Consider the following 21,146-nt stretch of genomic DNA (forward strand, 5'->3'; position numbering starts at 1 on the left):
TATTAGAAATTAATGTTAAGTCCCATATTTACTGTTCTCACCAAAGGATACGGTTCATAATTATTATCATTATAGGAAGGTACCTCCGGATCTTCACCTTTCCACAGCCCGCTCCAAGTCAACAAATTGGTTCCATTCACATATATACGTGCCGATTCGATATGTAACTTCTTCAAGACCTCATTGGTAAATGTATATCCCAATTCCACATTTTTCAAACGCAAGTATTTTGAATCACGTATCCACAAGGTTGAATTCTGGTAATTGTGAGCTTGCGATTTGTCGGCTGAGACATGTGGAAATGTTATATTCTCTCCTCTTTCATATCTCTCTTGAGTCCAACTCCAATCTTTCAAGAAATCTAAAGCCGACCCGTCTTGCTGCCAACCCTGATAAAATTTCTTTGAAGCTTTCTTTGAAGACTTCGCAGCTCCTTGAAATAAGATAGAAAAGTCGAAATTTTTATAACTGCCGCCCAACGAAAATCCGTATGAAATCTCGGGAAAAGGAGCATAACCGATAGGAATCATATCATTATTGTTAATGACACCATCGCCATTTACATCTTTATATTTGACGTCACCCGGCTGCAACTTATTATTATTCCAGATAGACACCGGACGATTCGGATCATTCACTTCCTCCCAAGTATTGTAGAAACCTTCAGCAACAAGTCCAAAATATTGTTCAAACGGTTTTCCTGTTCGCTGCATATACGGATATGCTCTGTCGACCTCATCCATTTCCAATATCTTATTACGGGCAAACGTAAACAATCCTTTGATCCAATAATTAAAATCACCGATATGATCATTATATGATATTTCACCATCAAAACCATAATTTTTCATTTTACCTAAGTTATAAGCAGGTAAATCGGCTCCAACTATAACAGGCACACTGCCTCTATTTGCCAAAATATTATCTCTCACCTCTTTGAAAAAATCGCCAGTGAATTTTATCCGACCTTCCCAAAAATAAATATCTACTCCGACATTCATTTTCTTCGCACGTTCCCATGTCAAATCCGGATTTCCTAATTTTCCTTCCGATGCCGTCATATCCCATTTTTTATAATCGACCCCAACCGTTCCAAAATGATAAGTATTATTGCTTCCTGTAGAGTTCGAGTTATTCTCCGAAGTATTGTAAGTGTAAGTGGTCGGTAAATAAAGGAAACGTTGTCCTCCGATTTTATCATTTCCAACTTCACCATAAGAACCTCTGATTTTAACAAAACTCACAATCTTGTTTTCTGGAAAAAAACTCTCTTCGCTCAATACCCATCCCAAAGAGTATGCAGGAAAGAAGCCAAACCGATGCCCTTTGGCAAAGTTTTCAGTGCCGTTATATCCGGCATTAAATTCAGCAAGATACCTGTTTTTGTAAGAATAGGTAACACGACCTACCAAACCGGTATAGGCACTCGGAATCTTATACAGTAAATTGGGATTATTATCTTTCGTCTGATTATACAATACCAAGGCGCCGACCTTATGATCACCAAACTCTCCCGAGTAATTAACTCCGGCTTCTAAATAAGTTCTTCCTCTTTGGCTCAGAGATTCGGTTAGGGCATAAGGTGATGGTGTGCCCTGAGGTAGATAACTCGGTGAGCCATCGGGCTTTTTCACAGCTTTATACGTTTGTACCTCCTTATAATACCGAGTACTGTGCCAATTCCATTGTTGATATGAAATCATGGCATGAGCACTCAAGCCTTTTAACAAAAAGCCCAAATCATAAGTCGGCTTTACCGAAACATTCAACTGATTGGAATAATTCTTCAACGCACCGCTATTGATCATTAATCGCGTTACAGGATTTCTTGAATAATTATACCGGCCATCCAGATTTTCTATCACCTTACCGTCTGCTACTCCCGGGCCCGACGTAGGCGGATGTGAAAAAGCATATGAAAGAATAACGCCGGTGTCCTCGTTAGGCCGATTAACAAATTCTAACTGGTCAGACACATTCAACATTACATTGAGCCGTTTCGTCACTTTAAAATCAAAGTTCGTACGAAAATTATATCTTTTATAACGTACCTGTGCATCATAATCAGATACCAAATTTGTATTATTATACATACCTCCCTGAGTAAAGACCCCTAATGAGGCAAAGTATTTCACTCGCTCTGTTCCCCCTCTTAAATTGATGTTATGTTGGGTCTGAAGACTTGTTTCCTTAAATAACATATCCACCCAATTCGTATTCGGATAAAATACAGGATCCGAATTATCTCTGAACTTCTGAATTTCTTCATCTGTAAATACCGGATCATAATTTCCAGTCAGATACCCATCATATTTCCGTGTTTCATTTAACTGCACTGCCCAATTATATGCATCCATCGGTTCACGCAAATTCGTAAATGAATTTATAGCATAGCTGGTCGATACACTTAACTTTGGTTTTTCTACCATTCCCCGTTTGGTGGTTATCAGTATCACCCCATTAGCACCACGTACCCCATATACAGCCGTTGCTGAAGCGTCTTTTAAAATAGCGACATTTTCAATTTCATTCGGGTCTATATTATTATAGTTCGCAACTTCAACTCCATCCACCATCACTAAAGGATTCTGTAAATCACTATCATAAGAACCTGCAAAAGAACCAATGCCACGGATTCGGATAATAGATTGGTCATTCCCCGGTTCACCTGATTTTTGAACAGCTGTAAGCCCAGGCAAACGCCCGACAAGAGCATTACTGATATTAGCCTGAGACGACTGTACCAATGCCTTCGTATTCACGGAAGATATTGCTCCCGTAACAGTCTCTTTTTTCTGTACTCCATAACCTACTACTACGACCTCCTCTACCATATGGACATCTTCAGTCATAGTAATAAAAATATCACCCAAGGTTTTTATTTTATAAATAATCGTACTATAACCTAAATATGAAAATTCAAGAGTAGCACCTACCGGAGCCTGAATAGAGAATTTCCCTTCCACATCCGTAATCGTCCCCAATGCTGTACCTTGAACCAATACAGTAGCTCCGATAAGAGGCTCTCCCTTTGAATCTACCACTGTACCTTTCAATGGCTTTACGTTTGCAAAAGTAGACTCGATCGTATTCCCAGCCCATATAGATACCATTGAGACGAGCAGGAATACCAAACATAGATATAGGAATCTTTGTTGAAAGAATCCTAAATTCCAACATTTAATACCATTTTCCGTGTGTTTTTCCATTTTATTATAATATAGAATTTGTTTAGTAAATTGTTCCTTCTTTTACTGTTTCCCCACATTCCGCCTTTTTCCGGACTCTATCAAAATTGACGGATCTGACATCGATATGCCTGCTCTTTTCACCATCGATCTTTAAGAATAAAGGAACCTCTTCCGATGTACGAAATCCGGAAAACACAACATCCGAAGACTCATTCAGATATACTATAGGAGTCTCTCCCTGAGGTAGATCGACCTGAAAATTATTCAGACTTACATTATGCACATCATCAAAAATAAATGCGGGTCTATAATCCGGCTTCCGTAAACGACATTGTATATTTTCCATCGTCAGATTCTTTACATGCCGAACATACAGACCGTAAGCCGGCAGCACCGGACCGAACATTCTATTTTCGGGATACTCATTAATCTTCTCCGGAACAACAATAAAAGTATCGTTTTCATCTGCTCCTCCTGTATAGCTGAACACAATATCCCTGAGAGTAACATTTTCAACATAGCTACCGGGGATTCCCGTTATCGATGAAGTTATCAAACTTTGATTCTCAGCCACGATATTCGAAACTATAATATTCTTTAATACTCCTTTTCCCCTACGATTTCCCAAACGGATAAACAAAGGAGTCTGTACATCCTGCATCGAAATATTATTGATAACCACCCGATCCATCGTCCCACCGTCAACAACCTCAAGTGCTATACCCGAAATAACTGTTGTATCTGCTGAAATACCCCTTAACATCTTTGGCCAGTTACGAATATTATTTTCAGAGGCTTTCCGTATAACACAGTTACTGATACTTATATTCCGAAAAGTACCAAAAGACCCGGTACCGAACTTAATGCCATTGCAATTGGAAGCTATAACACAATTAGACACGGTCACATGTTCCACATCAAATCCGGGAATATCCGTTTTAAAACAAATGCCATCATCATCACAGTCTATGATACAATCAGATATTACGACATTCCTGCTATTAATATCAATTCCGTCACAATTATGATTACCATGAGAATAGATCCTTATATTGTTCACAATTACCCCATCATTATTGGCACAACGTAATGTCCATGATGCCGAATTATAAAGAAATACATCCTTTACCTTGACATTGGAACAATTCTCGAACAATACAACATGAGGGCGACGACCTTTATCATCACCAAACTGAAAGTTTTTATGATTACCTTGTCCATCAATACATCCTTCTCCCTGAATAGAAGTATTTTTGATATTCTCTCCGACAACAATAGCACGTCCTTTGTAGGCTTTAGGATCAGTTACCCCCTGTAGTACAGCTCCATTGTGCAGGAATAAATGAACATTACTCTTAAGGAATATCGTTGTAGTTAGATAAGTTCCCGCAGGAACATACACCGTTCCTCCTCCACTCAATGCGCATTTATCTATGGCAGCCTGTATAGCTGCCGAATTATCCCGGGATTTCTGTTTTGCGCCAAAGTCCAAAATGGACATATCAGCAGCATTTACTTGTATTCCCACCATTAAACATAGCAGACTTAATATAACCTTTTTCATTGATATTTTTTTTAAGATTACTATTTATTTCTTGTACATTCTTCCCATGAATCAGTGCGAAAAGGTACTGTCAACAATCCTTCTTTGTTATATAAATTGGCTCCCGGATTATTGGACCAAGCATAACGGACAGCTACAGGATCTTTTACCCTATCCGAAAACACTACTACCTTATCCCCTTGGATATAAGCTTTCGCCCACTCAAACTTCCGGTCTTTACCGGCAATAGAGAAACCTGTGACATATCCGTATTTATTATTTTTAGTACACAAGCCTTTTTCTGCATTATCAAAAGATACAATGATTGTATCTTTTTCTTTTCGGAACGATTTATATACAGGTCCCTCACATACCGTATCTGTTTGACCGTATGTTTTATTCATTGCCACCAACGCAAGCCGTCTGCCCACTTCCTGTTTATTCGCCGGATGTATATTATATGCTTCACCGATATCATAAATAACAGCCTGTCCTGTTTGCGGTAAAGTTAGCGTCATTGTTTGTGCTTCGCGTAATTCGGCCCATGGGCTATCCTTAGGTAGGATATCCTCCGAATTTATATTCGCTAACGATACCCAATAAAACGGAAACTCATATCCCCATTGCCGACGCCAGTCATTTATCAGATTCGGAAACATGGTTCTGTATGCATAAGCCCGAACCGTATCGTGTTCGCCCTGATACCAGATCACCCCCTTTATACGAAACTTTATCAACGGATGAATCATCGCATTATACAGTAGTGAAGGTGCAATATTCGGCCCTATTTCCACATAACCATAATCCATGCTGACAGCAGACTTTTTATATTTCCACTTTTCCGATAAAGGAAAATGAAATTTATTCTTCCCCTTTGTTTCAAGATAATAGTTCTCCGGTTCGGAGATAAATCCTCCGGTATGAGAGGAGTTACTAACCCGAACCGTTACCGTATTCTCCCCTGCTTTCAAAAGCCCTTCGGGTATATCATAAATACGCCGTTTATCGTAACCGTATCCTTCTCCTACTTTCACACCGTTTATCCAGACAATATCCCCATCGTCAATAACTCCCAACGATATGGTTCCCGACTCTCCAACCACCTTTTCCGAAAGGTTTATTTTCTTACAATACCACACATTTCCTAACGAAGTTCCCAGCTCTGTTCCCATCCACGCTCTGGGAAGATTTATCTCTTTCCACAAGGATATGTCCGTCTCCGGATCATACCATTTCCCGGTCATGCCGATATCATTAGCCAGTGCTTTCTCAAATCGTTTCTTATTATCGGAATTTTCTTTTTGGAATTTCCCGAAATCATTTAATGCCAATTGATTATAATCGGCCGACATTGCCAGTGGAAGCATATCAAATGCTTTTCTGCTTGTCCATGTCCTTACTCCGGTAGCTCCCCAAGACGAATGTATAATTCCAATCGGAATATTCAATTGTCTGTAAAGCTCACGCGCATAATAGTATCCTACAGCCGTAAAATTGCCAACAGTAGAAGGAGAACAGATTTCCCACTCACCTGTCATATCTTCTTGAGGTAATGCATTCACCGTACGCGAAACGTTCAGAGAACGAATCATCGGATAATCGGCCGCTTCAATCTCTTTCGGAGCATTTGCGGACAACTTTACCTGGAATTCCATATTCGACTGTCCACTACAAACCCATACGTCTCCTATCAGAATATTTTTGATTTTAATCTCATTGCTTTTACCTGAAACAGTCATCTCATAAGGTCCGCCAAAAGACATTTCTTTCAGTTGAAGTTCCCAATAACCGTCATTATTTGTACGGGTTCTCTGGTTTTGCCCATTAAATATCACAGTTACCGTTTCTCCTTTGTCTCCCCATCCCCATACTTTGACAGGAGCATCCCTCTGAATAACCATATTATCGGCAAAAACACCGGATACCTTAATCATCGCGGATAAATCAGTAATGCCCAGCAATCCAAGAATAATCACTATAAATTTTCTTATCATAATTCAATTCTTTAACATTATCAATTAACTTCTGTAAGCATAAAAACGAAACTATCAAACATGGCACTATCATTTACATTTATCCCCATCTTCATCAATTCTTCACCTGTAAAGATCTTTTCATTTCCCCAAAAGGAACTTTTTTTGCCTATCCTGTTCAGTTCTGTCAGTTTATACTTCTTCTTTTCGTCCAAACCATCCAATTTAAATTCCAGGAAACGATCTCTGCCGTGAAATTCGAAACTATAAGCAAACACAACTGCATTTTTTTTATCTTTATCAACATACATGGATGCTGCCCATCCCCCCTCATCATAGGGCGAAATAAGCCGGTATAAGTCACCGAACTGTACGATTGGCCGAATCTGTTTATAGGTTTCTACCGCATTTTTAGCAAAAATACGTTCATCGCCCTGCAAATCTTCAGGTTGCAATTCCATACCTAAACGTCCGGCCATAGCTACATCGAACCGATACTTTAACGATGCATGCATTTTTGTTTGATGATTAGGACTGATCGAAACATGGGCTCCTGTAGCGATAGCCGGAAAAAACATATTAGTACCATATTGAATAAATATCCTACTAAGTGGATTCGTATTATCACTGGCCCAGACTTCATCATGATACTTTAAGGCACCAAAATCCAAACGTCCTCCGCCCGATGAACAGAGTTGGATAGTAATATGCGGATATTTCTTACGTACCCGGTCGTAAACAGAATATAAACCATTGATGTAATCCACCCAGAAATGAGACTGCCTGTCAGCCGGAAGATATTGCGAACCTGCACGATTAATAAAACGGTTCGAATCCCATTTAATGTACGAAATATTAGGCGAACTACTCACTATATCATCAAATGTTCCGACGATAAAATCTTGTACTTCCGGATTAGTCAAATCCAATACACACTGACTTCTAACTAATAAAAGCTCCCGATTACCGCTTCTAACGATCCAGTCCGGATGTTTTTCGGCTAATTCACTTTTAGGATTCACCATTTCCAACTCTACCCAAATCCCGAACTTTACACCTTTCTTATGTGCATAATCGGCTAAATGACCTATCCCTCCGGGAAGTTTTTTCTTATTCACCTGCCAATCTCCCAATCCGCACCGATCGTCATCACGAGGATATTTATTACCGAACCAACCATCATCAAGAACAAACATTTCAATACCGAAATCAGCAGCGGCATCAATCATCCTTTTCACCTTTTTCTCATCAAACTTAAAATAAGTGCCTTCCCAACTGTTCAAGACAACTGGACGTATCTCATTCCCATGCGCCAATGCGTACTTACGACACCAGTCATGATAATTTCTTGAAATCTGCCCACGCCCACAAGAGCTATAAGTCCAGATCATTTCCGGCATTTTAATTTTCTTTCCCGGTTCTATCAGGAGCATCGAAGCATATGGATTAATCCCTCCTACCATATGCAATATACCATATTTATCAAGTTCGAAAGTCATTTTATAATTCCCCGACCAGGCTAAAGATCCGGCATATATCTCACCAGCTCTTTCTTGTGCCGGAGCATCTGCCGAAAGCATAAAAGAAGAATTCACCGACTCCGTTGTCAAAATTCCGGTCCGTGCTTCTATGCTCTTTGTTCCCGGTGTCAACTGCTCTTCTTTCATTTTCATTTCAGTTCCCCATCCTCCATAAAAATGAGTGAGATAATAAGACTTACGATGTAAAGGAAGATAAGCCGAAGCTATTTTTTCAATCTTGATGGCATCTTGTTCTTCATTTTCCAATTCTATGTATTGAGCGATAATATTCTCCTTTTTATATGCCTTAAATACAATATTGACAAAAAGAGGATATAATTTATCTTTAAGTCGAATGGTCGTCTCAGATACATTATCATCCATATTTATCGTATTATGCTCTACATAATATAGATCGGTAGTAAATACTCCATCAGCGTGTGTCAACTGCAAAGCGGGATCCAGACAGTCTCCGGAAGTAGGAAAAATCTCCGGTATAAGCGGACGCCCGTCGCGTCTGAGCTTGTATTCCTTATTTAAAACAGTAGTCCGACTGTCAGAAACTAATCTATCTCCAAAATATAGAAAAGAGACCTTCTTATTTTCCGAAACAGTAAAAAACATATTCAATCCGGCCGTTTCTATAGTTATAAAATCTATTGATTTCGCACAAACTCTCACTCCGCACAGAACAAACGATAAAAAAGTAATCAATACACACTTTCTCATATCATATCATAATATTAGTTTTCCATTCTATTTATTTCTCAGATATTCTCACCGGTAAGGTAAAAGGAAATGCCGGTAAGCCATTTTTATTATATAGATTTGCGTTCACGTTATTTTCTACAGCATAACTTACTTTTACCGGATTCTGAATATTTTCACAACCTATTATCAATTTATTTCTTTTAACAACAGCTTTCACTTTTTGCTTCTTTCCGGTAGTATCAGTCACCCAAATATCATTTATCTCTTTCCCTTTTATGCACAATTCTTTCACAAGATTAAAACTCACTACTATTTTATCTCCTTTAGCTACCGCTCTCTCCGCTACCGGATAATCTGCAAAGTTTTTTCTCCCATATATCTTATTCAACGCCATATCAGCAAACCGCTGTCCGAAAGGTAATTTGTTATTCGGATGTACATCATCAGGATTTCCAATATCAATCGTACAAATAACATAAGTATTTTTCTTCTCACGCGCCTTCAGTTGAGCATCTCTTAAAATCGCTGCTCGCTCAGCAGACGGATAATTAAAATTAGTCAGCTGCCCGATAAGAACAGGAAAATCCGAATGGAAACCATCTCTCCAACCATCAATCATACTCTGTAACTGATATTCATATTCATCTGCCCATTCCACACTATTCTCTCCTTGATACCAGATCAGTCCGGATATGGTATAGGGCATACAAGGATGAACCATTCCGTTATAAAGGGAGCCGGGCTTACAATGTGGCCGTTGTAACATATGAACACTTTTCGGTTTTTTGACAATCTCCTGGGCAGTACCTTTTGCCAAATTTTCTTCCTGCAAAGCCAGCTTCTCTGCGTATGCAATGCTATCATGCCGAAAATCCTTCTTCCATTTCCACCATCTGTCTGTCGCTTTTCTCAAATTATCGTCAGAGGCCTGCAAATCATAAGAAAGCCATGATTCAATACCTGTTCCGGCCCAAGAAGCAGAAATAATCCCAATCGGTACATTCAGCTCTTTTTGTAAAAAAACGGCAAAATAATAACTCATAGCCGAGAAATTCCTAACCGTCTCAGCATTACATTCTTTCCAAACAGTATTCTTACCAAAAACAGATTCCTTCCGGTCTGAAACATGACGGGGAACATGAAATAGACGGATATTGGCATGATCTGCATTTTTCAATATGTTTTCAGCCTCCTTTTCTTCTATGACTGACCATCCCATATTAGATTGTCCACTGGTAAACCAAACTTCACCTATTAAGACATTATTCAGTTCTATCCGATCCGTTCCATTAATCAAAATATGATAGGGTCCCCCGGCTTCAGGAGTAGAAATATACATATTCCATTTACCATCCAATCCGGCTTTTGCCACATACTTCCTATCGTTCCAACTTGTCTCTACGGATATATCCGTCCCTGGCTTGTCCCAACCCCAAAATGCAACTTTTGATTTCTGTTTCAAGACCATATCATTACCTATAAGTCCAGGCAAAATAGTCTTTGCATACAGAGTACCGAATGAAGTGATAGAAAGAAGAAAAATCACCAGAAGATTTGCAAAAAACTTTTTCATAATATTAAATATTTTCAGAACACTGGAATTACTGTATAAAAGTATCCTCTGTAATATCAGAAGACAGAGTACTTTTTAGAAAAACTCTCATCATTATAAATAAGATTAATAATATAAATTCCCTGTTTAAGCCGATGTAAAGTAACCGAAGAATATCCCCAAAAAGAATCTTCAAGAATTAATTGCCCGTAAGCATCAAAAACTCTCATTTTCACCTGTTTTTCCTGGTATCCATTTAAGCTTACATATCCATTATTGTCTACACAGATCAATTTCTCCCCATCGTGCTTTATTTGACTCAATCCTGTCCCCATAGGATCTTCATCCGTAACAATATTTTTCACATACTTCGTAACATATTCCATATCATTCCGAATCAAAAAATTCTGTCCATGATCTCGTACCCAGGTTGCAGGCTCAATCGTATTCTTGTAAAAATATCCACCATCTATCGCATTCAGAAACACACACGGTTTCGGACAATTCTTTATCGTATTACGATGAATAATGATATTCCTAAAACCACCGGCAGGTGCCAAATCACCATTCGATGCTTCCAATACTACTGAAATAGCAGCAGCCTGAGAACGTTTCAAATTTTGGCGAAACATACACGTTTCGATATGATTACCACTTATTTCCAGATTTCTCGACAGTCCTGCCTCCATCCAATTAAATTCAGGAGCAATAATTATTGCACCGGCACCAGTATATGTTATTTCATTATTTTGTATTTTTCCATCAGATGACTTTACCAATATTCCTCTTCCCGGAACATGGCCAATTTTATTATTGATAACCCGGAACCCCGCCCCGATTCTGTCAGTTGAATAAATCACATCACCAGGGGAGACATTACTAACTTTATCCCAATCTTCCGCTGAAAAACGAACCATAACAGTTCTTATATACCGGGTATCTTTAATATCTTTAAAATAAGATAAACATTTCTTTATATCCTCTGCGGTAGGATCGGCTGACAACGTCACTCGTGTGGGCTTAGCCTCTCCACGATAGACCCCATCATTCGAAACAACAACAACATTTTCATCTTTCTTGATAGTTACATCTGCAAGATTATAATCCCTTGCCAAAATATACAATTGTTTATATTCTTTATCTACCCTATATACCGGATAAAAATTCCCGTTAATTGCTATCGGGTCGTCATTTGTATACTGAATAACACATTCCTCTATAGTAGGTCCTATTGTCGCATGCTTACTATGAATTCCATCGGCAATACCAGGTCGTAACCTATCTTGAGGATATTTGGGATCGTCTACTTTCCGATCGATAATACAACGATAATAATGTGTATTTTCACAATAATGTTCGGCAAAATGAAAAGCAGGAGAATCATAAATGGTTATACCGGACATTGTCAGATTCTTACAATGATTCATAATGATACAATGACCAACATAAGTAGTAGGAATATTATTGAATACAACAAAATCACCGACTTCATAAGTTCCGACCTTAGGCATTGTCAAATTTACCTGTACTTTACGATCCTCTAAATAAACAATCGGATCTTTTATTTCATTGGTATAAAGATTCCAAATCAACTCCCGGGTATCTTTATCAAAGAAATGTACTCTATTCTGTACTGTTTCCGGATTCAGCATCGGATACCCTTCATGTATCTCCACTTGAAGTGTCTTTGCATCGGCCGACATTTGAGTAATCGTACCTTGTGTAGAGCAAGGCGGATCATACTCTATTGTCAAATCAGAAAAGACCATATCTTCACAATACTCAAAACTAAAAGCCTGTTTCTGATAATTACAAATAATTGTCGAACCATTTCCCTTTACCTGAATATTTTTTTTATAACTGAATAAGTAAGGTTGTTTTCCATCTTTCAAATCAAGGATATAAGTCCCTTTAGGAATATCAATCACAGAATTATTGATTTGAGCATCAAGAACAGTCCGTAGATCCCCACTTACTTCTCCCGCATTGCTCGTACAGGAGATCATTCCCCAAAAGAATAGTAAACCGAAAGACTTCATTTTATGTTTCATAAGTATTTTATTGATTCTTTATTTATTCGATTTTTACTTCTTAAAATTCATCAACCAATGGTCTTTTCTCCAGCCATGCCAACATATTCATAACCAGATAATTCCAATTCTGAAACCCAGGATTTAGTATAGGTTCCCCATTTTCAGGCTGATAATACTCGTGTAAAGCCCCGAAACGTTTAAAATCGCTTCCAAACAACTTTATAGTTTTCTCGGCCAGTTCGCATGCTTCTTCTTCATACCCATATTTCACCAACCCTTTCCAAACCATATAATTCGAAATCCCCCACACAGGTCCCAACCAAGACGACGGATTACCGGTAGCTTTCAAATTATACATCTTCTCCATTTTAGAAAGAGTTCTGATGCCATACGGAGCATTAAAGGTTTTTGTATTTTTAAAATGTTCCCGAACGATTCTTTCCGATTGTTCCGGCGTTGCAATATCTGCCCACATGGCCAAAAAGCCTGACCAAACACCAATTCTCATAATCAGACAATCCCAATCACGAGGCATGCCACTATGTCTCTCAAATGCCTCCGGACTTTTTACAGGCAATAAATTCAAATCTACACTATAAAAGAAGCCGTCTCTGTTATCCCAACAATGTTTTTGAATAGCTTCTTGCAAATCCGATGCATTCTTTTGGTATTGAGGTGCGGTCTCAGACAGACCCAACCTTTCGCACAAATAAGCTACAGCTTTCAATTCCTTATACATCAAACAATTTAAAAAAATAGATCCGGAGCCTCTTGCCGGACGATAATAGGTACACGGATCATTATCTACTCCGATAGCTACATCATTTTGCCAATAATATAATCCGGTAGCCCGATCTCGGTGATGGTTAATATAATTATTCACAAAAGTCTGAAGATAATAAAATTTAGCTCTAAGCCATTCGGCATCACCACCATTGAGTTTTGTTAAAAATGCAGCATGTTGAGCCAAACACGGCTTATGCATATTCGTTTTATAAATTTCTTTAGGTTGTATTTCGGCTCTCACAGATTCCCGCTTTATATTTATAGGTATCCAACCATCCATTCCTCCAAATTCCAAAAAATTCAAAATACAACCTTGTTCATATTTTATGGCTTCTTTCGAAGCTTTGTCATTACCTATATCCAACAAAATCTGACGTAATGCTATATTAGTCAGCCAAGAATCCCAATCCCATAAAACATCGGAGTATTGACTGCTTCCCGGAGTAATGAAAGGATATTTCAAAGCTTTACCTTCTTCTCTGAACATACCTTTATAATCATTATAAATACATTTTTTTATGATAGAGCTATAATCTCTCCATGTTCCTTCTTGCTGAGAAAAAACAGAAAATATTGCTATCGAAAATACAATAAATAAAGAAAAGGCCCTTCTCTTTTCCAAGAATTTATCCATAGTTACAGGATTTAATCTCCAATAATTATTTTTATAATTCACAGAAAGGTGCATAAACCTTTTCAAAGCACCTTTCTGCGTTTTATTTTTTATTTCAATATCTTTTCAGAATATACCTTTCCATTTTTGTCTACTATCCGCACGATGTAAATACCCTTTGCCAGATTCCGTATATTAACAGATGTAACGTTCACAGCAACAGGGATGCACGGCATACCAAAAGATGTATATATTTGAACCGATGCAACTTCTTCAGAAAAATACAAAGTTCCCGTAGGATGATTCAAATAAACATGTACCTGAGAATCTACTTTAAATTCATTGACGGAAGAAGCAACTCCATTATACTCGAAAGCACCTAAGTCTCTGGAATTACCAGTTTTAGCAACACCTCTTATATCAGTTTGCGGAATCAACTCCTCTCCTTTATATATCAACGAAGAAACTCCATTATCAATAGCATATCCTTCAGGGTCATTGATCTCGATATAAGGAATACCTTCTGTCGGTTCGGTTAACTTACGATCAATTCCCACTTGTTTCAGTTTCTGGTCAGTAGACTTGCCGCGAACACTTTTATTGTTATTTGCCGTAGCAATATCTTCATTATTAAAATGATATAAAAATCCGGCACCCCAAGTTGCATCATACGCTCCACCTACACCATCAATTAAATTATTCTTAATAATATATTCACCTGTCGATCTGGCATCTTTTTCCCGGATTGACCATCCCCAACCTAACTGGTCAACCATTGTTCCGTCACCTTTATCGATAGGTTCTATCATACAATCCAACATAATATTATTAACAAAAACCAAATCGAAATCACCACCAAAATCACTGAAATTTATGGCATTCTGGTCTGTCTGAACTAATCCGTCAACACCTGTATTGTTCATCATGGACGTATTGTTTACAAAAACAAAACTTCCCGACATTCCTAAAGTAGGCGCTGATTTCTGAGAAGTAATAAGATTCGCTTGCGGGCCTTCCGTACGATTTTTGTAAAATACATTATTAACAAACTTCAAGTTTACATTTCCTTGTTCACATCTTGCCCAGTGCATGAATCCACTGGCACCTACAGACTTATTGTTTGATACCGTACAATTCATAAATGTTACATTTGCATTACATTCCTCATTAAGAAATAAACGTACGCCACCTGCTGTAGCATTTCTGGCTGTATTAGTAGCTACGTTAGAATCAAAAAAACACTTGTCAAAAGCAATATCCATCTCCATACCTTCTATGTATAAAGCCCCTCCGGAAGCTCCACTACCATTTTCAACCGTACCGTCTCCCGTTTCATTATTTCTGAATATACAATCTTCAAATCGGGCATAAATAGGATTCTCAGATTCTCTCAGACAAACGGCACCTCCTTGATAAGCTTTACATCCTTCAAAAATTGTATTTTTTACAATCAGTTTACCTTCACTGCAAATAGCGCCTCCACGACAGTTTACTCCAGTAGTAACCACTCCGTTTCTTACAACAACATTATTAAGGTTCAACTCCGAATACGGATCTACGTATATCATACCACCAGATCCGGTTCCCCCGTCCCGATGCAAATTCTTCAGCGTAATATCCTCCAAATTCAATTTCACTCTTTTCAAATCAAAGAAACTTGAAACATTCATTTCTCCATCATTAAACTCATCATCATTCACCCCCATTATTGCAGCTTCAGGAGTACCTCCTTTTATTGTAACTTCTTTGATAGTAGCCTCCTTACTTACGTCAATTACCGGGTCCAAATAGATTTCATCCAATACGACAATTGTACATCCATCTGTCCAATTATCAGCATTTAGTGAATACCAAGGTTGTTCTTTAGTTCCAGGATTGTCATCACTTCCACTCGAACTTACATAAAAAGTTTCTTGGGCTGATAAATTTGACTGCCAGCACAATGCCAATACCAGAGAGTAAAATAAGTTTTTCATAAATTTCAAATTTTAATGTTTAACATAAGCTCTATTACTACATTTATATCAAAGTACTTTAATGTTCAGATTATAACCTATCAGTGCTCGTTGCTCATTACAAACTCTAACGTTCCACCCCGCATAATATCATCATATGAGATTTTATGATCTCTGATTTGCCTTCCATTCAACTTAACCGATTCCACATATTTATTCTCCTTAGACAAATCATGCGCTATCATTGTGAATACTTTTCCATTCTTCAATTTTATTTGTGCCCGAGGAATCTGAGGGGCACCAATTACATATTCAAGACTGACCGGATTCACAGGATAAAATCCTAATGCACTGAATATATACCAGGCTGACATCTGACCACAATCATCATTCCCACATAGCCCATCAGGTTTTGGTAAATAGAAACGATCAAATACTTCACGGACTAATTCAGCTGTACGATCATTCTTCCCAAGTAAAGTATACATATATATTACATGATGACTCGGTTCGTTTCCATGAGCATATTGACCTATCAGGCCTGTTACATCTCCAACAAATCCAGTCTGATCAGCAGATTGTTCAATAACAAAAAGTGAATCCAGCTTCATTATCATCTTATCTGTTCCCCCCATTAACTCGGTCAATCCTGCTATATCTTGTTGTACATGCCATGTATATTGCCAAGCATTCCCTTCAGTATAATCACCACCGGCAGTCCCGGCATGAGATAAATGAAAAACATTGAATGGTGTACGCCATTTGCCGTTGGAATCTTTTCCACGCATCAACCTCGTTTCATTATCAAATAGATTTTTATAACTCGCCGAACGTTTCATAAAAAAATCATAATCATCACTTTTACCCAGTTTCTTGGCCAACTGTGCTGCACAATAATCATCATAAGCTCCCTCCAATGTACGAGAAACAGATTCTTCTTCTACAATGTCAAAAGGAAAATATCCATATCGGTCATAGGCCTCTACATCATATTTAAAATGAGAAACTGTCAAAGATTTCTTGATCAAATGATAAGCCTGTTCCACATCAATTCCTGGAAAGTTTTTCAAACAGGCTTCTACAATAACCGGGACTGCATGATTACCAATCATACAATGTGTCTCTTTTCCCCATAATGTCCAAATCGGTAGATACCCTTGGCATTCGGCATGCAGTAACATAGAATTTACCATATCGGGAAGTAACTCTGGAGTAAGAATGGTATATAGAGGATGAGCAGCCCGATAAGTATCCCATAAGGAAAAAGTAGAATAATATATTCCAAAAGGAGAAAGAGAAACTGAATCTTTCGCATTTTTATATTGTCCGTTTACATCAGCTACATTATTAGGTTGTATCAGTAAATGATACAAAGCCGTATAAAAATTTATTTTCTGTTCATCAGTACCTTCAATTTCAATTCGTGACAAGTAATTCTCCCATTTATTTTCAGCCTCTTTTCGAACCGTATCAAAATCCCAATGTTCCAATTCCAAATTCAGATTTTTTTTAGCTCCCTCAATACTAACCATTGAAAAAGCAACTTTTATCTGTACCTCTCTTTCATCAGCTAAACGAATTATCTTACGAGGAGCCTTATCTTCACGTCCATCTTCCGCATCTTCAAATGTTGCAATCGGTTTATCTAACTTTATTACATAAAAGAGATCGCGTTCAACCCAAGCCTTCACTCGCTGATAACCAGTTATAGTATACATATCCTCTTTCTGTATGTTGGCATCAAGTACTCTGTTATTGTAACTATTTTCACTTCCAACCATTCCATTCTGAAAGTTAATGTATATTGCAGGATTCTCTTTTTCAAACTGATACCGATGCATAGCAACATGCGAAGTAGCTGTTAGCTCTACTTTTACCGAATTATCAATCAGTTCTACAGAATAGTAACCAGGATTAGCCACTTCTGAATCCTTCCGATAAGTACTTTGAAAATCCTTTGTATCCTTCCCTGAAAATGGCATAATCAGTATATCACCCATATCCGGTACTCCTGTCCCATTCAACCGATTTTGAGAGAATCCTGATATCAAGGTATCTTCATAACGATATCCGGCACAGTAATCCCAACCAATACATCCGGTCTGAGGACCAGGTTGTACCATCCCCAAAGGATAAGTCGCCCCCGGAAAGGTATGCCCTGTATAAGTAGTACCTATAAAAGGGTCTACATATCGATTTAACTCAGAAGATATTTGTTTGTTACCAGAACATGAAACAAATAATAATGTAACATATAGAAAAGGAATACGGCTTTTCATGGGTTCAATACTTAAGATAATTCTTTGATTAATAATTTGCTTTCCTTTGTTTTCTACAGAGTACCAAAATCTATAGAACACAGATCAAGTACCAAAAACTTAAGCAAATGTATGTGTATGAACCTAATAAAAGATTAACCAGACCTTAATTGGAGTAATTTATTAAAAACAAAAACATAACCCACTGGAAACATGATTATTAAACCCGCAAAAAAATAAGATTCAATCAAGTTTACACACCTTAATTGAATCTTAATTTATCATTAATGGACTAAAACGCTTTAAAATACAGTCTTTAAAACAGAAGTACAATGGGAATATCTACTATGATATAACTTCGTCATAACTAATTTCAGGATAAGTATTAAGTAAACGCAAATACTCTTGTGCGAATTTATCAAAACACTGTTTGGAAGCACCTTTCTGTCCAAGCAAAAACAAAGCACGGCATTTTATTCTCACAGCTTCCTCATCTATATTATCATGAAGCAATATCACATTAGCAATTTTCACCTGTAAATTCAAATCTGATTCTACCTCCGGCAACAATACTGATTTTAAAAGAACTTCTATCAAAAGAGTCGAATACTCCGATTTGTATCCATCTGCCCATTCTGCATTCAAATTAGGAAGAAGAGTCCCATTCTGAGCAATATCTAAAATGGCATTTAATATATTCGCACTAACCCTCTGTTCTTCTTTAGTCTTTTTTAATAAAAGCATTATATTTTTATAATCACAGACCACTTCATTCCCCATCTCTACAAACCAATAAGACGTCTTATTGACAATACTAATATCACCAACTTTCTCTAATAATAATCTAAGCTTTCGCACATTGACGCTTCTGTTATTCGATGCACTGGCTTTATCCATTTCAAACCAGAATGTTTCATCCAATTTCTCCGAAGTAACCTTCTTTCCGTCTTTTACAGTACTTAATAAAAGATATAAGAGAATCTGTTTAACGATAGGAGTGAAATTATCAGTAATATCTACTCCTTCTTTATCAAAAACCTGAAATCCTCCCAAAAGCTTTACAGTAGAAACCGGAGTTTTTAATTCAACAGTAGGCGATTTTGTTACACTCCCGGAAAATGAAGAGATACTTTTTGCAGGAGGAGTTTCCCTTCGTTTTCTTCTTACGCAAAAGAAAACAACAAAAGATAAACAAATAAGGAATAAAAGGCATATTACAAAAATCAATTGATTACTTTTTTTCTCTGCCAATCCACTCTTCTGAATAACATCCGATACCTTTAATGGAGGATATGACAAAGAATAAATATCCACATTAAAATTATCCGATTGATTTTTCTGCATTAAGACTGCATATAAGATAGATTTCTCCTTGTCCAATATAAGATCACAGAACGATTCCATATCTAAAAAATTATATGGAATAGAATCGGCAATAATAGAAACAGAACCATCTGTAAGGCTCACTTCACATAGACTTAATAAAGTATGAAAACGATTATTATCATAAGCCAGTGCATATGCTTTATCTTTATCAATTATCATTGAGTTTGAAAAAGTTACCGGTACTCTCGGAACGGTCAAATCAAACAACTTTTTGCAAGTTTGATTTCGAGAATCCATTTCATACAAATCATAAAAATTCTTGGGAGATTCTTCCTGTTTTCCGGATATACTGCCATATCCTCCCAAAAGTAAAAATTTGCCCTTCCCCAAATAACCTAAAGCACTCAAATAACGCGGAGAGATATCCTTTGACATATTCTTTATATCCCAAACACCACTGTCTAATGGATGTGTAGACAACCACGCTTTATAAGACTGATAGCCATATCCTCCAAACGTAACCAACTGCCTTTTTTCCATATCAATAAAACGATTATGGTGGTGTGCCGGTGCAAACCTCTGATCTAACTTATCTCCTGACCACTCATTCTTTGCAAAATCATAAAGAATAAAGTCAGGATATAGCAAACTGTAAGAAACCAACCGATCGTTTATACAATCATAGATCATCTGGCTACTCCCCCCTGCACCAAAAGGAGAACCTTTTTGAGTTTTAATTCTTTTGATACGAAAATCATCCATATTAAAGAAAATCATAGAATCAGAAGTAGCAATAAAAAGTCGATTCTGAATAGAATCAAAAGCTATCTGAGCATATCTCTCCGACACAGGAATAGATGTTTCTTTTTGCCATTTTATATATTTATCAATATCCCAACTTCCATTCTCTACTATCGCTTCTTTACTACAGATATCATCATACACCTTTGTACCTGCATATTTATCTAATTTCCAGAAATAGAGTAAATCCCCTTTATCATTCCGAACGGCAACATCTTTTATTGAAATCGGAGGTACATCTGAACTGTAAAACACTTTAGTCCAATTTCTACCAAAATTAATTCTGATATCATCTAATTTATTAAAAGAATAAGGTATCGTCTGGATATTATCATTAATAGAACAAATAATTTTGTCTTGCTTGAAATTAATCTTCATTTTACTCCAGTCTTCCCTATTTTTAGGTAACGATATTTTAAAATCAACATTAGCTAAAGCTTTATCATCATTAATCAATACAAAATTAAGTTTAGAAGCATTTATATTCGATATTATATCAAAACTATTAGTACCAGAAGTAACCCTACATATATAACCATAAGTCTGTACCCCCGGATTAAATTTAATATCAAGCTCTAATGAAAAACCATCCTGAAACGAAAAAGGATCATCCGGAGTTAAATTCAAAGACGTTCTCACATCTTGATTTACAGTATGAGAATAAAAGGTCAAGCCATAATGAATGTTACTTCCATTCACTTTAAAAAACGAGAAACAAAAAAACAGTAATAGATATATTCTTCGCATAACAACAAGCCCTCATCAACGGAATAAAAATGTTAAAATAGTATTTTACAAAAGGTTTAATTATCAATTTTATCATAAAAGGTAAATTACTCATATGGTAATATCCTCTGCAAATATTCACTAAAATTCCAAGAATA

The 21,146-nt window shown here is 37.2% G+C and carries 10 protein-coding genes; all 10 read right to left on the reverse strand.

The annotated features are described in order from the left end of the window. Positions 1–2: 2 nt before the first annotated feature. The 10 genes from HCG69_RS01550 to HCG69_RS01595 all read right to left on the reverse strand — a co-directional run bounded on the left by HCG69_RS01550 (position 3) and on the right by HCG69_RS01595 (position 20,901). Positions 3–3,209: a TonB-dependent receptor gene (locus HCG69_RS01550; RefSeq protein ID WP_221648573.1), complete on the reverse strand. Its 3,207-nt coding sequence runs from the start codon at positions 3,207–3,209 to the stop codon at positions 3–5. Positions 3,210–3,231: 22 nt separating this feature from the next. Next, positions 3,232–4,755: a glycoside hydrolase family 28 protein gene (locus tag HCG69_RS01555; RefSeq protein ID WP_221648574.1), complete on the reverse strand. Its 1,524-nt coding sequence runs from the start codon at positions 4,753–4,755 to the stop codon at positions 3,232–3,234. 20 nt (positions 4,756–4,775) lie between these two features. Then, the gene (locus tag HCG69_RS01560) at positions 4,776–6,728 is read right to left on the reverse strand and encodes a sialate O-acetylesterase (RefSeq protein WP_221648575.1); all 1,953 of its coding nucleotides are present in this window, start codon (positions 6,726–6,728) and stop codon (positions 4,776–4,778) included. 20 nt (positions 6,729–6,748) lie between these two features. Then, positions 6,749–8,956 (reverse strand): alpha-galactosidase, encoded by a 2,208-nt coding sequence (locus HCG69_RS01565; protein ID WP_221648576.1) that lies wholly within the window; start codon positions 8,954–8,956, stop codon positions 6,749–6,751. A gap of 31 nt (positions 8,957–8,987) precedes the next feature. Next, positions 8,988–10,511, reverse strand: coding sequence for a sialate O-acetylesterase (locus tag HCG69_RS01570; protein ID WP_221648577.1), 1,524 nt, complete (start codon positions 10,509–10,511; stop codon positions 8,988–8,990). 56 nt (positions 10,512–10,567) lie between these two features. Further along, the gene (locus tag HCG69_RS01575) at positions 10,568–12,541 is read right to left on the reverse strand and encodes a T9SS type A sorting domain-containing protein (protein WP_221648578.1); all 1,974 of its coding nucleotides are present in this window, start codon (positions 12,539–12,541) and stop codon (positions 10,568–10,570) included. Positions 12,542–12,581: 40 nt separating this feature from the next. Then, on the reverse strand, positions 12,582–13,943 hold the full coding sequence (locus HCG69_RS01580; RefSeq protein WP_221648579.1) for a trehalase family glycosidase: 1,362 nt from the start codon (positions 13,941–13,943) through the stop codon (positions 12,582–12,584). A gap of 89 nt (positions 13,944–14,032) precedes the next feature. Continuing rightward, on the reverse strand, positions 14,033–15,898 hold the full coding sequence (locus HCG69_RS01585; RefSeq protein ID WP_221648580.1) for a T9SS type A sorting domain-containing protein: 1,866 nt from the start codon (positions 15,896–15,898) through the stop codon (positions 14,033–14,035). An 80-nt stretch (positions 15,899–15,978) separates the two neighbouring features. After that, positions 15,979–18,156, reverse strand: coding sequence for a GH92 family glycosyl hydrolase (locus HCG69_RS01590; RefSeq protein ID WP_221648581.1), 2,178 nt, complete (start codon positions 18,154–18,156; stop codon positions 15,979–15,981). Positions 18,157–18,480: 324 nt separating this feature from the next. Continuing rightward, positions 18,481–20,901: a hypothetical protein gene (locus HCG69_RS01595; protein ID WP_370634101.1), complete on the reverse strand. Its 2,421-nt coding sequence runs from the start codon at positions 20,899–20,901 to the stop codon at positions 18,481–18,483. Between the last annotated feature and the right edge of the window lie 245 nt (positions 20,902–21,146).

The organism is Bacteroides sp. K03, assembly GCF_019734355.1.
Taxonomy (GTDB): domain Bacteria; phylum Bacteroidota; class Bacteroidia; order Bacteroidales; family Bacteroidaceae; genus Bacteroides; species Bacteroides nordii.